At 63.6% G+C, this 14,620-nt stretch carries 14 protein-coding genes; 7 read left to right on the top strand and 7 right to left on the bottom strand.

Annotated elements, in window-relative coordinates:
* The first annotated feature begins 19 nt into the window (after positions 1–19).
* From Q0X23_RS00620 to Q0X23_RS00610, 3 genes are all read left to right on the top strand, one after another.
* Complete coding sequence (locus Q0X23_RS00620) at positions 20–610, top strand: dihydrofolate reductase family protein (protein ID WP_297858489.1); 591 nt, start codon at positions 20–22, stop codon at positions 608–610.
* A 101-nt stretch (positions 611–711) separates the two neighbouring features.
* The gene (locus tag Q0X23_RS00615) at positions 712–1,242 is read left to right on the top strand and encodes a dihydrofolate reductase family protein (RefSeq protein ID WP_297858488.1); all 531 of its coding nucleotides are present in this window, start codon (positions 712–714) and stop codon (positions 1,240–1,242) included.
* Between the two features lie 49 nt (positions 1,243–1,291).
* Complete coding sequence (locus Q0X23_RS00610; RefSeq protein ID WP_297858487.1) at positions 1,292–1,654, top strand: DUF2200 domain-containing protein; 363 nt, start codon at positions 1,292–1,294, stop codon at positions 1,652–1,654.
* Between the two features lie 48 nt (positions 1,655–1,702).
* On the opposite strand, the gene Q0X23_RS00605 is transcribed toward Q0X23_RS00610, so the two are convergent.
* From Q0X23_RS00605 to Q0X23_RS00590, 4 genes are read right to left on the bottom strand one after another with little or no spacing between them, the layout of a single operon-like run.
* Positions 1,703–2,491, bottom strand: a complete 789-nt coding sequence (locus tag Q0X23_RS00605; protein WP_297858486.1) for an alpha/beta fold hydrolase — start codon at positions 2,489–2,491, stop codon at positions 1,703–1,705.
* Positions 2,492–2,525: 34 nt separating this feature from the next.
* Entirely contained in the window at positions 2,526–3,749 is a 1,224-nt protein-coding gene (hutI, locus tag Q0X23_RS00600) for an imidazolonepropionase (protein WP_297858485.1), read from the bottom strand.
* On the bottom strand, positions 3,746–5,395 hold the full coding sequence (gene hutU / locus Q0X23_RS00595; protein WP_297858484.1) for a urocanate hydratase: 1,650 nt from the start codon (positions 5,393–5,395) through the stop codon (positions 3,746–3,748). The genes hutI and hutU overlap by 4 nt, the downstream gene beginning before the upstream one ends.
* Entirely contained in the window at positions 5,392–6,087 is a 696-nt protein-coding gene (locus Q0X23_RS00590) for a GntR family transcriptional regulator (RefSeq protein ID WP_297858483.1), read from the bottom strand. The genes hutU and Q0X23_RS00590 overlap by 4 nt, the downstream gene beginning before the upstream one ends.
* A gap of 60 nt (positions 6,088–6,147) precedes the next feature.
* Here Q0X23_RS00590 and hutH point away from each other — a divergent pair, with 60 nt between their 5' ends.
* A complete protein-coding gene (gene hutH, locus Q0X23_RS00585) occupies positions 6,148–7,668 on the top strand; it encodes a histidine ammonia-lyase (RefSeq protein ID WP_297858482.1) in 1,521 nt (506 codons plus the stop codon).
* 46 nt (positions 7,669–7,714) lie between these two features.
* Positions 7,715–8,713: a tRNA-dihydrouridine synthase gene (locus tag Q0X23_RS00580; protein WP_297858481.1), complete on the top strand. Its 999-nt coding sequence runs from the start codon at positions 7,715–7,717 to the stop codon at positions 8,711–8,713.
* On the opposite strand, the gene Q0X23_RS00575 is transcribed toward Q0X23_RS00580, so the two are convergent.
* The 3 genes from Q0X23_RS00575 to Q0X23_RS00565 form a co-directional block, all read right to left on the bottom strand.
* Positions 8,646–9,431 (bottom strand): hypothetical protein, encoded by a 786-nt coding sequence (locus Q0X23_RS00575; RefSeq protein WP_297858480.1) that lies wholly within the window; start codon positions 9,429–9,431, stop codon positions 8,646–8,648. The two genes, Q0X23_RS00580 and Q0X23_RS00575, sit on opposite strands and share 68 nt — an antisense overlap.
* Before the next feature lie 66 nt (positions 9,432–9,497).
* Positions 9,498–10,358, bottom strand: coding sequence for a dihydrodipicolinate synthase family protein (locus Q0X23_RS00570; protein ID WP_297858479.1), 861 nt, complete (start codon positions 10,356–10,358; stop codon positions 9,498–9,500).
* Positions 10,359–10,533: 175 nt separating this feature from the next.
* On the bottom strand, positions 10,534–12,606 hold the full coding sequence (locus Q0X23_RS00565; RefSeq protein WP_297858478.1) for a hypothetical protein: 2,073 nt from the start codon (positions 12,604–12,606) through the stop codon (positions 10,534–10,536).
* 487 nt (positions 12,607–13,093) lie between these two features.
* On the opposite strand from Q0X23_RS00565, the gene greA reads away from it, so the two are divergent.
* A complete protein-coding gene (gene greA / locus Q0X23_RS00560) occupies positions 13,094–13,573 on the top strand; it encodes a transcription elongation factor GreA (RefSeq protein ID WP_119342182.1) in 480 nt (159 codons plus the stop codon).
* A 220-nt stretch (positions 13,574–13,793) separates the two neighbouring features.
* Positions 13,794–14,588, top strand: coding sequence for a 5'/3'-nucleotidase SurE (gene surE / locus Q0X23_RS00555; RefSeq protein WP_119342183.1), 795 nt, complete (start codon positions 13,794–13,796; stop codon positions 14,586–14,588).
* The last annotated feature ends 32 nt before the right edge of the window (positions 14,589–14,620 follow it).

The following is a 14,620-nucleotide window of genomic DNA, read 5'->3' as shown; positions in this document are numbered from 1 at the left end:
GAAGCACGCAGGAGGATTTATGAAAACGCTCATTACCGAATTCATCAGCCTCGACGGCGTTGTCCAGGCTCCCGGTGCCCCGACGGAAGACACCGACGGTGGGTTTGCCCACGGCGGGTGGTTGGTGAAGTATTTTGACCCGGAGATTATCGGCGGGACGTTTGACGAACTGGCCAAGCAGAGCGACGCGCTCCTGCAAGGGCGCCGTACCTACCAGGTTTCGGCTGCTGCGTGGCCCAGCCAGTCGGGCGACGGGTTTTCCGACTGGATCAACCGCGTGCAGAAGTATGTGGTGTCCGACACGCTCAAGGAGGAAGACATCGTGTGGCATCCCACGAAGATTGTCCGCGGTCGCGACTTCCTGAAGACGGTGGCCGATCTACGGGCGCAGCCGGGAGGCTACATCTATGTGTATGGCAGCCCTACGATGGTGCAGTCGCTCCTTGCCGCAGACTTGGTCGACGAACTCGTGCTCACGGTCGTCCCGCTTATCGTCGGGGGCGGAAAGAAGCTCTTCCCGGCGATGGCTGAGATACTGCCTTTCGAGCTCGTTTCAGCCGTGAAGGCGAGCACCGGCGCCCAGGTTTGCCGCTATGCCCGCGCACGCTAGGGCCCATGGCGCCGCTATGCAATCAATACCTTTTGTGTTCGACTGAGCCAAGTCCTGGGATCAAGTCCTGGGAAGACACGCATTGCGAAAGGAAGTTGGGTATGGCCAAGCTCGTGTTTGGAATGAATCAGTCCCTCGATGGGTACGTGGATCATGTGATGTTTGGTGTCAGCCCTGCGCTATTTCGCCACTTCGTCCGGGAAGCCCAGCAGCAGGCGGGGAGTGTGTACGGCCGCCGGATGTACGAGGTCATGCGCTACTGGGACGACGACCACCCCGACTGGGGGGCGGACGAACAGGCCTACGCCGCGGCCTGGCGGGCCCAGCCCAGATGGGTGGTCTCGAGGTCGCTGGCTTCTGTGGGGCCCAACGCCACGCTGGTTCGGGAGGATCTCGAGGATACCCTTCGTAAGCTAAAGGCCGAACAGGAGGGGGAGATTGAGGTGGCCGGCCCAGAACTGGCGCACAGCCTAACCCAACTGGGCCTGATTGACGAGTATCGCATCTACCTGCATCCGGTGGTGCTGGGCCGGGGCAAGCCCTACTTTGCCGGGCCGCGGCCACCGCTGCGCTTTGTGGCTGCTGACCGTATGGACGAGAACGTGGTCAGACTGGTTTACGTGCCTGCCTAATCAAGCGGCGCGCAGACGCGAGAGAGCCTGAATGAAGGGGGAACAGACCATGAACGACGCCCACCTGGACGAGCGAATTCGCCAGATGACCTTTGCCTCGGTATACCCGCATTATCTGGCCAAGGCGCAGAAGAAGGGGCGAACCAAGGCCGAGCTGCATCAGGTGATTGCCTGGCTCACGGGCTACAGTGAAGAGGAAATTCACGAGCACCTCGAGAGCCACTCGACCTTTGAAGACTTTTTTGCAAACGCGCGTCTGAACCCCAACGCAAGACACATAACCGGCTCCATCTGCGGCTACCGGGTCGAAGAGATCGAGAATCCCCTTGCGCAACAGGTTCGCTACCTGGACAAGCTGGTGGACGAGCTGGCCAGGGGGCGCAAGCTCGAGAAAATACTTCGCACTGCATAGTCTGAAGGGGTGTGGGTCTAGATAGTTGGCCTGGCCTGGTGTGGCGCCCTAGGGCAAATTCTCCAGGAAGTCCCGTACCAGCCCCAGCACTAAAGGCTCTTGTTCCCGGTGGGGGACGTGGCCGCAGCCCTGCACAAGTTCCAGGCGGGCGGGGCCCGATACCCCCGCCACAATGTGCTGCGGAAAGGCCACAGAGCCGTACTCATCGGCGTCGCCGTGGATGGCCAGCACGGGGCAGCGAACCCGACTCAAACAGGGCTCCAGCGTCCAGTCCCGAAAGGCAGGCGAGAGCCAGACCCCCGTCCAGGCTTCCAGCACCCAGCGGGCTTTTTCGCCGTGCCAGCGGGTGAGGCGGGCAAACTGGGCGGGATCCTGGAAGCCCTGCTGAGCGGCCCGGATGCCCTCCAGGGTGCGCGCTTCCACAAAGGTCTGGGCTGCCTCGCTAATCACGGCCCGGCAGCGTTCGCCCTGATGGGCAGCAATGCACAGGGCCATAGCGCCCCCCACGCTGTGCCCAAAGAGGATGTACTGGTCTAGCTCGAGCTTCGCGGCAACGGCGGGGAAGTAGATTTGGGCCTCCTCGAGGATAAAGCCCAGCGAAGGGGTTTTAGTTCTGGGCGAAGACCGTCCAAAACCCAGGCGGTCGTAGGCCCACACCGTTCGTCCGGTGGCCTGGGCCAAGGCCGCCGGAAACCCGCGCCAAAGCTCTACCGACCCCAACGAGTCGTGCAGCAGCACAAGGGGGGTCTTCTGGGGCTGGCCCGTAGCCCACTGCCGCGTGAAGACCTGGCCACCCGGAACCTCTACCACCGTATCTTGAACCTGTACGATGCTCACATCCCAGGTGAGTGTATCAAAAGAAGCAGGGGGCTTAGCCAGGGGGAAAAACCCGTCTGCCGCCCACGTAGACTGCGTGAATCGGCGTATGGCCCCATCGATAGAGCGGCTGGAGCGCACTGTTTGAATCCACCACCACGAAATCGGCCTGGGCCCCCACCTCAATCCTCCCCAAATCCTTCCTGCCCAGGGCCAGCGCGGCGTTTTCGGTGTGGGCAATCAGGGCCTCCTCGGCGCTGAGGCGGCCCAGGCTTAGGGTGAGCTGCATTCCCAGCCAGGGGCTGTAAAGCGGGCTGCTGCCGGGGTTGTGGTCGGTGGCGATGGCGACCCTCACGCCCGCATCCCACATGGCCCGCGCGTCGGGGAAGGGCTTGCGCAGGATGACCGCCGCGCCGGGCAGGACGGTGCCCACCGTGCCGCTCTTGGCCAGGGCCTGCCAGTCGTCCGGGGTGGACTGCTCGAGGTGGTCCGCCGACAGCGCCCCGAGCTCCGCCGCGAGCTTGGTGGCCCCGGTGTGGGCGATCTGCTCGGCGTGGAGTTTTATTTTTAGGTTGTGCAAAAGGGCGGCCTCGAGAATCCCGCGGGTCTCTTTCAGGGTGAACGCACCTTCATCACAAAACACGTCCACGGCCTCGGCCAGCCCGCTGCGGGCCACCTCGGGGATCAGTTCACGGGTGAACATCGCTACGTACTTTTCCCGCTCCCAGCCCCCCGGCACCACGTGGGCCAGCAGGGTGGGAAAGATGCGCTGGGCCAGGGTTTCCCCGAGCCGCCGGATCACCCGCAGCATCCTGAGCTCGGCTTCGGGAAGGAGGCCGTAGCCACTCTTGATTTCTATGGCGGTTACCCCTTGGGCCAGGAAGAGGGCGGCTCGAGCTTTGGCCCACTCGTATAACTCATCTTCTGAAGCTGCATGGGTAGCCCGCACCGTTGCATAAATCCCGCCCCCGGCGGCCAGGATGGCCTCGTAGCTCTCGCCCCGCGCGCGCTTTAGGTACTCGCCCAGGCGATTGCCGCCGTAGACCAGGTGGGTGTGCGCATCCACAATGCCGGGGACTACGCCTCGGCGTCCGCCGGGGGCCGATGGCCCTTCACCACGCCCGCCCAGGTCGATGTGGGGCCAGTCGCGGTATTCCTCCGGCAGGCTGTCCTCGGCCCCGACCCAGACAAAGCGCCCGTCCTGCACCGCGAGGGCGGCGCGCTCGAGCCTTTTTCTCGGCGTGTAAAGCTCAGCGATGCCGGTGAATACTTGTTTCATCCTTCCTGTTCCCACCCTGCCAGATCCAGGCCGCGCTCGCGGGCGACCTGCCTGGCCGAGTCATAACCCGCGTGGGCATGGCGCATCACGCCGGTGCCGGGGTCGTTGGTCAGGACGCGCTCCAATCGGTAGGCGGCTTCCTCCGAGCCATCCGCCACCGTGACCTGCCCGGCGTGCAGGCTGTAGCCCATGCCCACCCCGCCGCCGTGGTGGAAGCTGACCCAGGCCGCGCCCGAGACCGCGTTGAGCGCGAAGTTCAGGATGGGCCAGTCGGCCACGGCGTCCGAGGTGTCGAGCATGGCTTCGGTCTCGCGGTAGGGGGAGGCCACCGAACCGGCGTCCAGGTGGTCGCGGCCAATCACGATGGGGACCCCCACCTCGCCCCTCGCCACCATCTCGTTGAAGAGGAGCCCGGCCTTGTCGCGCTCCTTGTAACCCAGCCAGCAGATGCGGGCGGGGAGGCCCTGGAACTTGAACTTCTTCACCCCCTCGGTGAGCCAGCGGTGTAGGCCCTCGTCCTCGGGGAAGAGCTCGAGCACGGCCTTATCAGTCTTGTAGATGTCCTCAGGTTTGCCGGAGAGCGCCACCCAGCGAAAAGGGCCGCGCCCCTCGCAGAACTGGTCGCGGATGAAGGCCGGCACGAAGCCGGGGTAGCTGAAAGCTTCCGCGAAGCCCCCCAACTGGGCAAAAGCCCGCAGATTGTTGCCGTAATCGAAGGCGATAGCGCCTTTTTTCTGCATCTCCACAATGGCGCGGCAGTGGGTGGCCATGTCGTGCAGGACGCGTTCCTTGTAGCCCTGGGGGTCGCGCTGGCGCAGGAGGGCCGGGTCTTCGTCGGCGTGCAGGACGGGGATGTAGCCGTAGAGGGGGTCGTGGGCGCTGGTCTGGTCGGTGACGAGCTCGGGGGTGAAGCCCCGGCGCACCATCTCCGGCAGCACCTCCGCAGTATTGCCCAAGAGCCCGATGGAGAGGGGCTCGCCCTTGTGTTTGGCGTCTTCGGCCAAGCGGAGCGCCTCGTCCAGGGAGTTGGCCCGCACGTCCAGATAAGCGGTGTCCAGGCGGCGCTGGATGCGCTCGGGGTCGATCTCCACGCAGATCGCCACCCCGCCATTGAGGGTCACGGCCAGGGGCTGTGCCCCGCCCATGCCGCCCAGCCCGCCGGTGACGGTGATGGTGCCCTTCAGCGAGCCGCCAAAGTGCTTGCGGGCCGCGGCGGCGAAGGTCTCGTAGGTGCCCTGGAGGATGCCCTGGGTGCCGATGTAGATCCAGCTTCCCGCCGTCATCTGGCCGTACATCATCAGGCCCAGGCGGTCCAGCCGGTCGAACTCCTCCCAGGTGGCCCACCGGGGCACCAGGTTGGAGTTGGCGATGATCACCCGGGGGGCTAGGGGCTGGGTGCGGAACACCCCCACCGCCCGGCCCGACTGCACCAGCAAGGTCTCGTCGTTCTCGAGCCGCTCGAGCACCGCCAGGATACGTTGCAGATCCTGGGGGCTGCGGGCCGCCTTGCCGCGCCCGCCGTAGACGATGAGCTCTTCGGGCTTCTCGGCCACCTCGGCGTCGAGGTTGTTGAGAAGCATGCGCTTGGCGGCTTCCTGGATCCAGCCTTTGGCGGTTTTGGGTCCTCGGGGCGCTTTGTAGGTCATGGGCGTTCTCCTTGGGGGATAAAGGTATCTTCCAGGTAGTAGCGGTCGGCCCGCATCAGGTATTCCACCCAGGTGATGGGCTGCTCGAGGGTGTAGGTAAGCCGCTCGAGGCGCAAAGCGGGGGCTTTGCTGGGCTGTTGGAGCAGTCTGGCGATGTCCTGGCCCAGGGCCACGGCTTCGAGGCGCTGCCAGACCCGGGTGAGGGGCAGGCCCAGGGTGTGTACCAGCAGGTCGTGGATGGACTCGCTGGTGAGGTCGTGCTCGAGGATCGGGGCGCAGTGTACCGGGTGTAGGTAACGCACCTCCCGCTGCACCGGCTCGTCGTCGAGGAAGCGCAGCCGCTCGACATAGAGGGCTTGTTCTACCCCTAGCTTCTCGCGAACCCCGGTGGGAGTGGGGCGCAATTCGGCGGCCAGCACCCGGGTTTTGGGCTGGGCTCCTTGCGCTCGGGCGAACTCGTAGAAGGGCCGCACCCGCAAATAACCCTGGTTAAAGCGCCGGGGAGCGGGGGTGCTCAGGCGGCCCTGGGTGCGGTAGAGCCAACCTTCCTGGCTAAGCTCCTGCAGGGCTCGCCGGGCGGTCATGCGGCTCACCCCAAAGCGACGGGCCAGGCTGTTTTCCGATAGAGGAAAGCCCGGGGTCGGTTTGTTGAGCTCTTGCAAGACCGCTTCCTTGACTTGCCGGTATTTCATCCTTTATCCTCTCACTTGTATATACAACCTAGCCCGGAGGTAGGTCAAGCGAGGGGTTGGATGCTAGAACTGGATACCGAACTGAGCCTGAAAGATTTTCACCGGGTGGTGCGCGAAAAAGTGCCGGCGCACCTGAGCCAGGCCGCGCGGGAACGCCTGACGCGCTGCCGGGCCTTTGTGGAAAAGCTGGTGGCCCGCGACGAGCCGGTCTACGGCCTTAACACCGGCTTCGGCAAGCTGGCCACAGTGCGTGTTGAGGCCAAAGACCTGCGGCTCTTGCAGCGCAACCTGCTGCTTTCCCATGCGATTGGGGTGGGGGAGCCGTTCCCCGCCGAAGTGGTGCGGGGCATGCTGTTGTTGCGGGCCCAGAGCCTGGCCCTGGGTTACTCCGGGGTGCGGGTGGAGGTGGTGGGGCGGCTGTTGTGGTTTTTGAACCAGGACATCCTCCCGGTGGTGCCCTCGCAGGGCTCGGTGGGGGCCTCGGGCGACCTAGCCCCCCTGGCCCACATGTGTTTGCCCTTAATCGGTGTGGGCGAGGTGGAGCATAGGGGGCAGGTGCGTCCGGCGGGCCAGGTGTTGCTCGAGGCAGGCTTAGAGCCGCTGGAACTCGAGGCCAAAGAAGGCCTGGCCCTCATCAACGGCACCCAGGCCATGACCGCGTTGCTGGCCCTTTTGCTGCTGGATGCCGAAGTGTTGCTCAAGACCGCCGATATCGCCGTGGCCATGAGCGTGGAGGCCCTCAAGGGGAGCCACCGGCCCTTCGACGAGGCCGTCGCCCGCCTGCGCCCCCACCCCGGCATGGCCGCCACCAGCGCCAATGTGCGCAGGCTTTTGCAAGACTCCGAAATCATGCGCTCGCACGTAGACTGCGACAAGGTGCAGGATGCCTACAGTCTACGGGCGGCTCCCCAGGTACACGGGGCCAGCCGCGATGCCCTGGCCCATGTGCGCGAGGTGGTGCTGCGGGAGATGCAGAGCGTAACCGACAACCCCCTGGTGCTCCCCGAGGAAGGGCGTACCCTCTCGGCGGGCAACTTCCACGGCCAGCCTTTGGCCCTGGCCGCCGACTACGCCGGTATTGCCCTGGCCGAGCTGGCCAACATCGCCGAGCGCCGCATCGAGCAGATGTTGAACCCTGCCCTCTCGGGCTTGCCGGCCTTTCTGGCCGAGGGCAGCGGCCTCAACTCCGGCCTGATGATCAGCCAGTACACCGCCGCAGCACTGGTCAGCGAAAACAAGGTACTCGCGCACCCTGCCTCGGTGGACTCCATCCCCACCAGCGCCAACCAGGAAGACCATGTCTCCATGGGCACCATCGGGGCCCGCAAGGCCCGCAGCATCTTTGAAAACACCCTCTGGGTGCTGGCTATCGAGCTGGCCTCGGCGGCCCAGGCCCTGGACTTTCACGCCCCCCTGCGGCCCGGCAAGGGGGTGGAGGCAGTTTGGCAACGCATCCGGCAGGAGATTCCCCACCTGGATCGCGACCGCTACCTCAAGCCGGAGCTCGCGCGCCTGTGCGAGCTGATTCGCAGCGGGGAGCTGGTCGGGGTGGCGGAGCAGGCCGTGGGTGCCCTGGCATAGGCCAGAGCGCTCTTCACAAAGAAAGAGGCGATAAACTGTACGGGTTGTGAGCGCAGCGGCAACGCCCAAAACCACCTTTTACCAGGAGATGCTAAAAAGTCCCCGGGCCGTGCTGGCCCCCATGGCAGGCTACACCGATGCTCCCTTTCGCAGGCTGGCCCTGGAGCACGGGGCAGCCTGGACGGTGAGCGAAATGGTGCTGGCCCGGGGTTTTTTGGCCGGCGAGCGCAAATCCACCGAGCTGGGCGCGCCCTATCCGGGGGAGCCCAACCTGGTGGTGCAGCTCTTTGGCGACGACCCCGAGGTGCTGCGCGAGGCGGCGGCCAAAGCCGAGGCGCTGTTTTCGCCGGTGGCCCTTGACCTGAACCTGGGCTGCCCGGCGCCCAAGCTGGCCGGGCGGGGCGGGGCCTGTTTGCTTCTGACCCCCGAGCGGGCCTATGCCCTGGTGCGGGCCATGCGGCAGGGGACGAGCCTCGAGGTCAGCGCCAAGATGCGCCTGGGCTGGGACGAAGACCGGAGCCTGGAGATTGCCCAGGGCCTCGAGGCCGCCGGGGTGGCCCTCCTTACCGTACATGGGCGCACCAGCCGTCAGCGCTACCAGGGCCAGGCCAACTGGGAGGCCATTGGCCGGGTGGCCGAGGCTGTGCGGGTGCCGGTGCTGGGCTCGGGCGACGTGACCACCCCCGAACAGTTCCACACGCGCCTCCAGACCGGGGTGGCCGGGGCGATGATTGGCCGGGGAGCGGTCGGCAACCCCTGGATTTTTCGACAGATTGCTACAGGGGCACCGGCTCCGTCCCACCGGGAACGCATAGAGACCGCGCTTCGCCATGCCGAGTTGAATGTGCTGTGGTACGGCGAGTTTCATGGCCTCCGCCAGCTTCGCAAGGTGCTGTACCGGTATTTTCCGGCTAACCCGGAGCTGCACCCGCTGCTCAAACAGGTATCTAGCCTGAAAGAACTCAAACAAGCCCTGCTCAGCGCAGAATGCCCTGTAGCACCTGAGCCACTGAGCGATCAAGAATGCCCGGTATGCGGGCGCTAAGCCCCAAATCCACACTCACGCCGCCCACGCCCGGCAGCCCCGAAAGCCCCAGGCGCAGCTCTCCGCGGTTGCGCCCGTTGGGGCCCAGGCCCAGGTTAAACACGCTCTCGGCCACACTGCGTCCGCCAATCAGAATTCGCAGAGGGCCTTGCAGGGTAAAGCCGATGGGGTTGGGGTTCTCCACCTCCAGCACCAGCCGGATGGCCAGCCCATCCAGGCGAATCTCCGCCAAACGAATGGTCGGAAGCTGGAAGGAAAACTGAATACGCACATCGCGGTCTACCAGGGTCACGGGCCCAATCGGCACGACCGCCGGGCCCAGTTGAACCCGCAGTTCGCCCAACAAGCGGAAGCGGGTGGTCTGCCCGCCGACTAGGCTGGCCAGGGCACGGGTGCCCTCCACAATGGGTACCACCAGCCGGGTGCTGGCGTCGCGGCTGGCCCCCGAGGGGATTTCCAGGGCGGGCAGGGTCAGGCGAAACTGCGAGCCGCCCAACTCTGCCGTCAGGGTGCTGTCCAGCAAGGGCAGGGTGAAGCCGTTGGGGTTGGTTAGGCGCAGGCGCACGTCGAACTCGCCCCGTCCGCTAAAGGGGTCAATCGAAACCAGGCTGAACTGCAACAGCTCCACCTGCGGCGGCTGGGGCCGCACGGCTTGGGGTACACAAGACCCCAGTATCAAGGCCAAACCCAACCACGCCCCTATCAGAATGCGCTTCATGGTTTCCTCCACATCGAGCTTACCGGATGCGGCTTTATAAGGTTGGGTTATTTCCTTCAGAAACCCTTAACCCACCGTCCAACCCCTGGCCCGGAACTCTTCCAGAAGGGGCTTGAAGGTGGGCCAGACCGGGCTTTCGTTAGGGTAGGGAGGGCGGGGGTAGCCGCCGGGCAGGCCCAGATGGCGCAGGGCTTGCTTGAGCAACACAAAACCACCCTGGGCCAGCACCCGGCCAAAGGGCTCCACCTCGGCTTGCAGGGCCTGGGCCTCGGCGACCTTGCCGGCCTGCCAGAGCGCTAGTATCTGTTTGTACGGTTTGGGGGCCAGGTTGGAAACCGCCAGGATGCCGCCCTTGGCACCCAGACCCAGGGCACCCAGGAAGGTAGGGGCATGGCCGGTGTAAAGCTCTAGAGCCAGTTTTTGCGAAGCGTAGAAGGCCATGCGGGCCAGTTCCCCGCTCGAGTCCTTGAGGCCCCCAATGTTGGGGTGCTTGGCCAGCTCGGCCACTACCGGCAGGGGTAGCTGGGCTTTGGTATTGGCCGGCACATGGTAGAGCCAGACCTCGGCCTTGCCCATATCGGCAATGCCCCCGAAGTAGCGCAACAACCCATCGTGGCCCAGGTTGGCCTCGTAGTAGCGGGGGGGGGTGACCAGTACCCTGGCCCCCAGGCTTTCGGACTCGCTCAGGGCAATGGCCGCCTGGGCCAGGGTTTCTTCCATCAGGCCCACCATGGCAGGCTTCCGGGGAGTCTGAATGGCCAGGCCCGCTGCCCGTTCCTCGCGGGTCAGATGGACGCCTTCGCCATTTGAACCGTAAAACAGCAGCCCATCCACATGGGGTTCGATGGCCTGGGCGAGGTCGCGGAAGGCTTCTGCATCGAGGTTGCCGTTCTGGTCGAAGGGGGTGGGGAGGGGGGGGATAATCATACGTCTGCTTTTTCCTCCTGACAAAACCAGGTGATTTTATCGCACGACGGGTCTCGAGCGCCTTGCGCAGTTGTAGCTTTGTCGCTCTGGTGTGCTTGAATTCATCTACCTGGATAAACCGCCGAGCCTGATATTTTGAAAACGCTTTGGGCCGGAAGGGTCGCTCCAGATTGCTTTATTTGATGCCCCGGTAGACCAGCAAAAACCACAGCAGCAGATGGAACCCCAGTGCCACACCAGTTAGAACAATTCCCCAGGGGTTTCCCAGGCGCCACAGCCACAGGCCGCCTGCAGCGGCCAGCAAGACCATCAGGCCCCAGCCCTGGCTGTAGGTGGGACTGCCCGGAAAAAACAGTTGCACCCCCCGCCGCCAGGCCAGGTGGTCGTCTACCCCCTGGGGTCGGGGGAGGAAGAAGCACAACAAGTGGTAGAGGGTGAAAAGCAGAATGGTGACTGCAATGATCCAGGCCCACAGTGGACTGGGCCAGATGGGGAGCTCACGCCAGGCCGCCAGAAAATCGGTACCCAGGCTCAGCAACCCACTCAAGCCCACCGTTGCGGCGATGATTCTGGGGGTCGGAACCGCCTCGCGCACCACCCCGGAGTCGCGGTAAACCGCGCTCCAGAAGTCGCCGCCGAGGCCCAGCGCCTCCCGCACGGCAGCCGAGGATGAAGCCCTTTGGTAAGCCTGCGCCAGGGCTTCTGGCGTGCCCCGCCCCAGCAAGACATACGTCCAGGGGGGGGCGGCTGCGTAAAGCCGCTGCGCCTCGCTGGGGTTTTCTTTGGCCAGTGCATACGCCAAAAGACCCTGTAGCGGTGCGGTGTTGGCGAAGCTACGCAGGGTCTCCTGGGCGGCACTCGAGCGCAGGGTACCCCGGGTCAGGCTGTCCTGGGCCACAAGCGCCTCGGAGCGGGCGGTCAGGCCCCAGCCGAGTAAGGCCAGCGCAGCCAGCAAAAATAAAAAGAGCAGCAGGGTGCGCTCACCGACCGAGGTATAGGCCAGCACACTGTGGCGCAGGCGTAATAGCGGGTGTTGCAGCCAGCCTACCAACCAGCCCCCGCTGGGGCGCAGCCCCCGCAGTTGAGCAGGGAGGTACATTAGGGTTAGGTACAGCAGCATGAGGCCATAAAGCCCCAGCAATACCCAGGTAGCCGCAGCCATATTGGTCGAGGTAAGGGGGTTTTGCCAGCCTGCGATCTGGCGCAAGGCCTCGCGGTAGCGCTGTCCTAGGTCGGGGCGGCCCTGGGCCTCGAGCCAGCCCACCTGTTCCCACAGCAGGGCCTTGGCGCCGGGCACCTGGGGCATGTACTTCAGAAAAAACTCCGACCAGGCCAGGCTTTGCTCGAGGCCTTGTTTGCGTGCAGTGCGTATTTGCTCTAGCCAGGGTTGCAGCCACTGCATTACCCCGGGGCCCCAGGGCAGCTCGGGACGGTGGCTGCGTTGTAGCAAGTCGTGCCCGATTGCCTCGAGGTCGGCTGGGCCGATGCTGCCTGGCTCGCGGCTAAAGTAATACCAGTAAGGCCGGCCGCTGGCAGGGCTCTGGTCGAGGTCGCGGGCGTTAGCAGCGCTCAGGGTATCGTGGTATTCGCGAATGACCGCCAGGTTTTCCCACCTGCCCTCGAAGGGCTTACCCGCAAAAGCACTCAGACCCAGCCGCCGCCCATCCTCTAGGAGCACCGTCAGTTCGGCGTCGGCGTCCAGGGCCCGCACGTCCCCGGGCGGGTAGTGCTGGGCCACCACCCGGGGGTTTTGCAGGTCTATCTCGAGCACCAGGGGCCCCCGGGCGATAAAAGCGCGTTGCCCCAGCAGTTTGGGCCCGATCCACTCTCCCTTGAGTGGTAGCTTCCAGTTACCCAGCACCAGCCCCTCGGGCCCCAGGGTAGGTGGGGCTATCTCGGGCCGGGCGGGGGCGGGCTGGGGGGGGCGGGAGGGCAAGACCGGTGAGGGGGGTGCGGCAGGGGCGGCTTGTGCTCGAGTTTGCGCCTCCACCGTGCGTTCCCCAACCAGAATGCTGATCTTGTATACCCCCTCCGCGCTCGGTGTCCAGGCCGTGGATATGTTGCCATTGAAGGTCTCGAGGTTCACCTCGGTAGCTGCGGCATCCGACGCAATCTTGAGGGTGTACCGGCCTGGGGGAAAATCCGCTCCACGAATTTCCAAAGGCTGCCCAACCTGGGCTTCGGGCGGCACGATCAGGCTCTGGGCCAGCGTGGCACTAAACAAGAGAACTCCCGCCATCCATCGCATACCGCCATTTTATTCCACTGCCGAGTAAGGCACTAAACGCAATTCCGCACAGGGCTGGGGTGAATCATCAGTTGGCAACGGAAAAAGCCGAGATGTGCTGGATAGTCAGGGGGGTATGTGCAAAGGGGCAAGGACTTCTCCAGGTCGCTCACTCCGCTAAAAGCTCAAAGCCGAAAGCCAGGTGCTCCTGCTTAATGGTTGCGACCGGTTTGGTACGTATTGCGGTACTGCTTGGGCGTGCAGGGCTGGTGTATAAAGTAAAACCACTTCTTTCCTTCCTCTCCCAACGGGGGAGGCTGGGTGGGGGCACAACACCCAGTCAGGTCACCTACCTACAAGCAATTTTTGCAAAACCAAGCATTTAAAGCGCGAGATTTGCGAGGGTTTACGCACCGACCCCAGGCGCGTTGTTCAGGGAAGCAGAACCGAGCTTGTACTATACTGAAGTTCGGGTCTACGAACGGTAGACCTATGGAGGTTTTGCTGAATGTCAGATAAAAAGCCGGTATACCTTACCGCTGAAGGCAAAGCGCGGCTCGAGCAGGAACTTGCCTACTTGAAAACTGAAAAAGTACAGCAAATTGCTGATGAAATGGGTCGGGCCATCGCCGAAGGCGATTTGCGCGAAAATGCTGGCTACGACGAGGCCCGGCGGGCCATGTGGCAGAACAACAGCCGCATCGCCGAGCTCGAGGACATCCTGAGCCGTGTACAGATTGTCGAATCGGGCAATGGCATTCCGACCGAGGTGCAGATTGGCGTGACGGTAGAGCTCGAGACCTCTACCGGCCAGCGCATGAGCGTGACCATGGTAGGTAGCCACGAAGCGGATGTATTCAGCGGCAAGATTTCCAACGAATCGCCCCTAGGCCAGGCCCTGATGGGCAAAAAGGTTGGTGACGAGGTGCAGGTCAAAAGCCCCAAGGGCAGCCAGACTTACGTGGTGGTTGAACTGGTATATGCCTGATACCCTGCCGATTGCTGACAGTTATATAGTTAATAGCCACAAGCCGAAGGCCAATAGCGCAAAGAACCTTCATGTCCCGATGGTGGGTTCGACGTTGATCGGCCACCTACCAAAGGGTGAGGGAGCTTGCGTGCGAACTGAAACAAATGGCTACTTTACAGACCAAGACCTTTGCTAGGGCGCTTTCCGCCCGGGCGCTTTGGCGTTAGGCTAATCGCATATGCGAATCCTTGTTGCTAACGATGATGGTATCTTTTCACCTGGAATCAAAGCTTTAGCTTTTGCCCTAAGGGAGATTGCCGAAGTGAATGTAGTCGCCCCGGATGTAGAGCAGTCGGGCGTGGGGCATAGTATCACCTTTCGCAGACCGCTGCGCTTTAAGCACACCGCCTCTGCGGGTTTCGGTGAGATTCCAGCTTACCGCGTAGATGGTACCCCGGCGGACTGCGTGGTGCTCGGCAGCAGGCTCCTGGGCTGGCCCGATTTGGTGGTTTCGGGGATCAATATCGGGGTCAATCTGGGTCTGGACTTAACCCACTCGGGTACCGTGGCAGCGGCCCTGGAAGGCGCTTCGTTGGGTATACCTTCCATAGCCTTTAGCCTGGATGCCTCGGGTGAAGAACTGCAGTTTGAAGAGGCGGCACGCAACGCAGTGCCTATTGTGCGGTGGGTGCTAAAGCATGGTCTGCCCCATAAAACTTTGCTTAACGTCAACTTTCCAAACCGCACCCCGCAAGGGGTCAGGATTACCCGACTCTCCACCCATCGCTACGAAGATTCCATCGTCGAGCGGGAAGACCCCGATGGGCGGCCCTACTACTGGGTGGCCGGCAAGCCCACCGCCGAGCTGGAAGAAGGCACCGATTTCTGGGCCGTTCAGAGCGGATATATCTCGGTAACGCCCATTACCCTCGACTACACCAACCACGCTTTTGCTGCCGAGCTCGAGCGGAAGTTCGGTAAGCAGGCCAGAAAGGTTGGAGCGGCTGGCAGAACGAAAACCAAAGTCCCCTGAGGCCAAAAAGCCAAACCACGATAACGGCTCGA

It is taken from the genome of Meiothermus sp. (assembly GCF_026004115.1).
Lineage (GTDB): Bacteria > Deinococcota > Deinococci > Deinococcales > Thermaceae > Meiothermus.
This window is presented reverse-complemented; position numbering and strand designations above follow the sequence as displayed.

Bases quoted from the DNA above. Each gene is read 5' to 3' on its own strand.
- hutI (WP_297858485.1), bottom strand. From the start codon at position 3,749: ATGAAACAAGTATTCACCGGCATCGCTGAGCTTTACACGCCGAGAAAA.
- Q0X23_RS00620 (WP_297858489.1), top strand. From the start codon at position 20: ATGAAAACGCTCATTACCGAATTCATCAGCCTCGACGGCGTTGTCCAG.
- Q0X23_RS00575 (WP_297858480.1), bottom strand. From the start codon at position 9,431: ATGAAGCGCATTCTGATAGGGGCGTGGTTGGGTTTGGCCTTGATACTG.
- Q0X23_RS00590 (WP_297858483.1), bottom strand. From the start codon at position 6,087: ATGAAATACCGGCAAGTCAAGGAAGCGGTCTTGCAAGAGCTCAACAAA.
- hutU (WP_297858484.1), bottom strand. From the start codon at position 5,395: ATGACCTACAAAGCGCCCCGAGGACCCAAAACCGCCAAAGGCTGGATC.
- surE (WP_119342183.1), top strand. From the start codon at position 13,794: ATGCGAATCCTTGTTGCTAACGATGATGGTATCTTTTCACCTGGAATC.
- Q0X23_RS00565 (WP_297858478.1), bottom strand. From the start codon at position 12,606: ATGCGATGGATGGCGGGAGTTCTCTTGTTTAGTGCCACGCTGGCCCAG.
- greA (WP_119342182.1), top strand. From the start codon at position 13,094: ATGTCAGATAAAAAGCCGGTATACCTTACCGCTGAAGGCAAAGCGCGG.
- Q0X23_RS00570 (WP_297858479.1), bottom strand. From the start codon at position 10,358: ATGATTATCCCCCCCCTCCCCACCCCCTTCGACCAGAACGGCAACCTC.
- hutH (WP_297858482.1), top strand. From the start codon at position 6,148: ATGCTAGAACTGGATACCGAACTGAGCCTGAAAGATTTTCACCGGGTG.
- Q0X23_RS00610 (WP_297858487.1), top strand. From the start codon at position 1,292: ATGAACGACGCCCACCTGGACGAGCGAATTCGCCAGATGACCTTTGCC.
- Q0X23_RS00615 (WP_297858488.1), top strand. From the start codon at position 712: ATGGCCAAGCTCGTGTTTGGAATGAATCAGTCCCTCGATGGGTACGTG.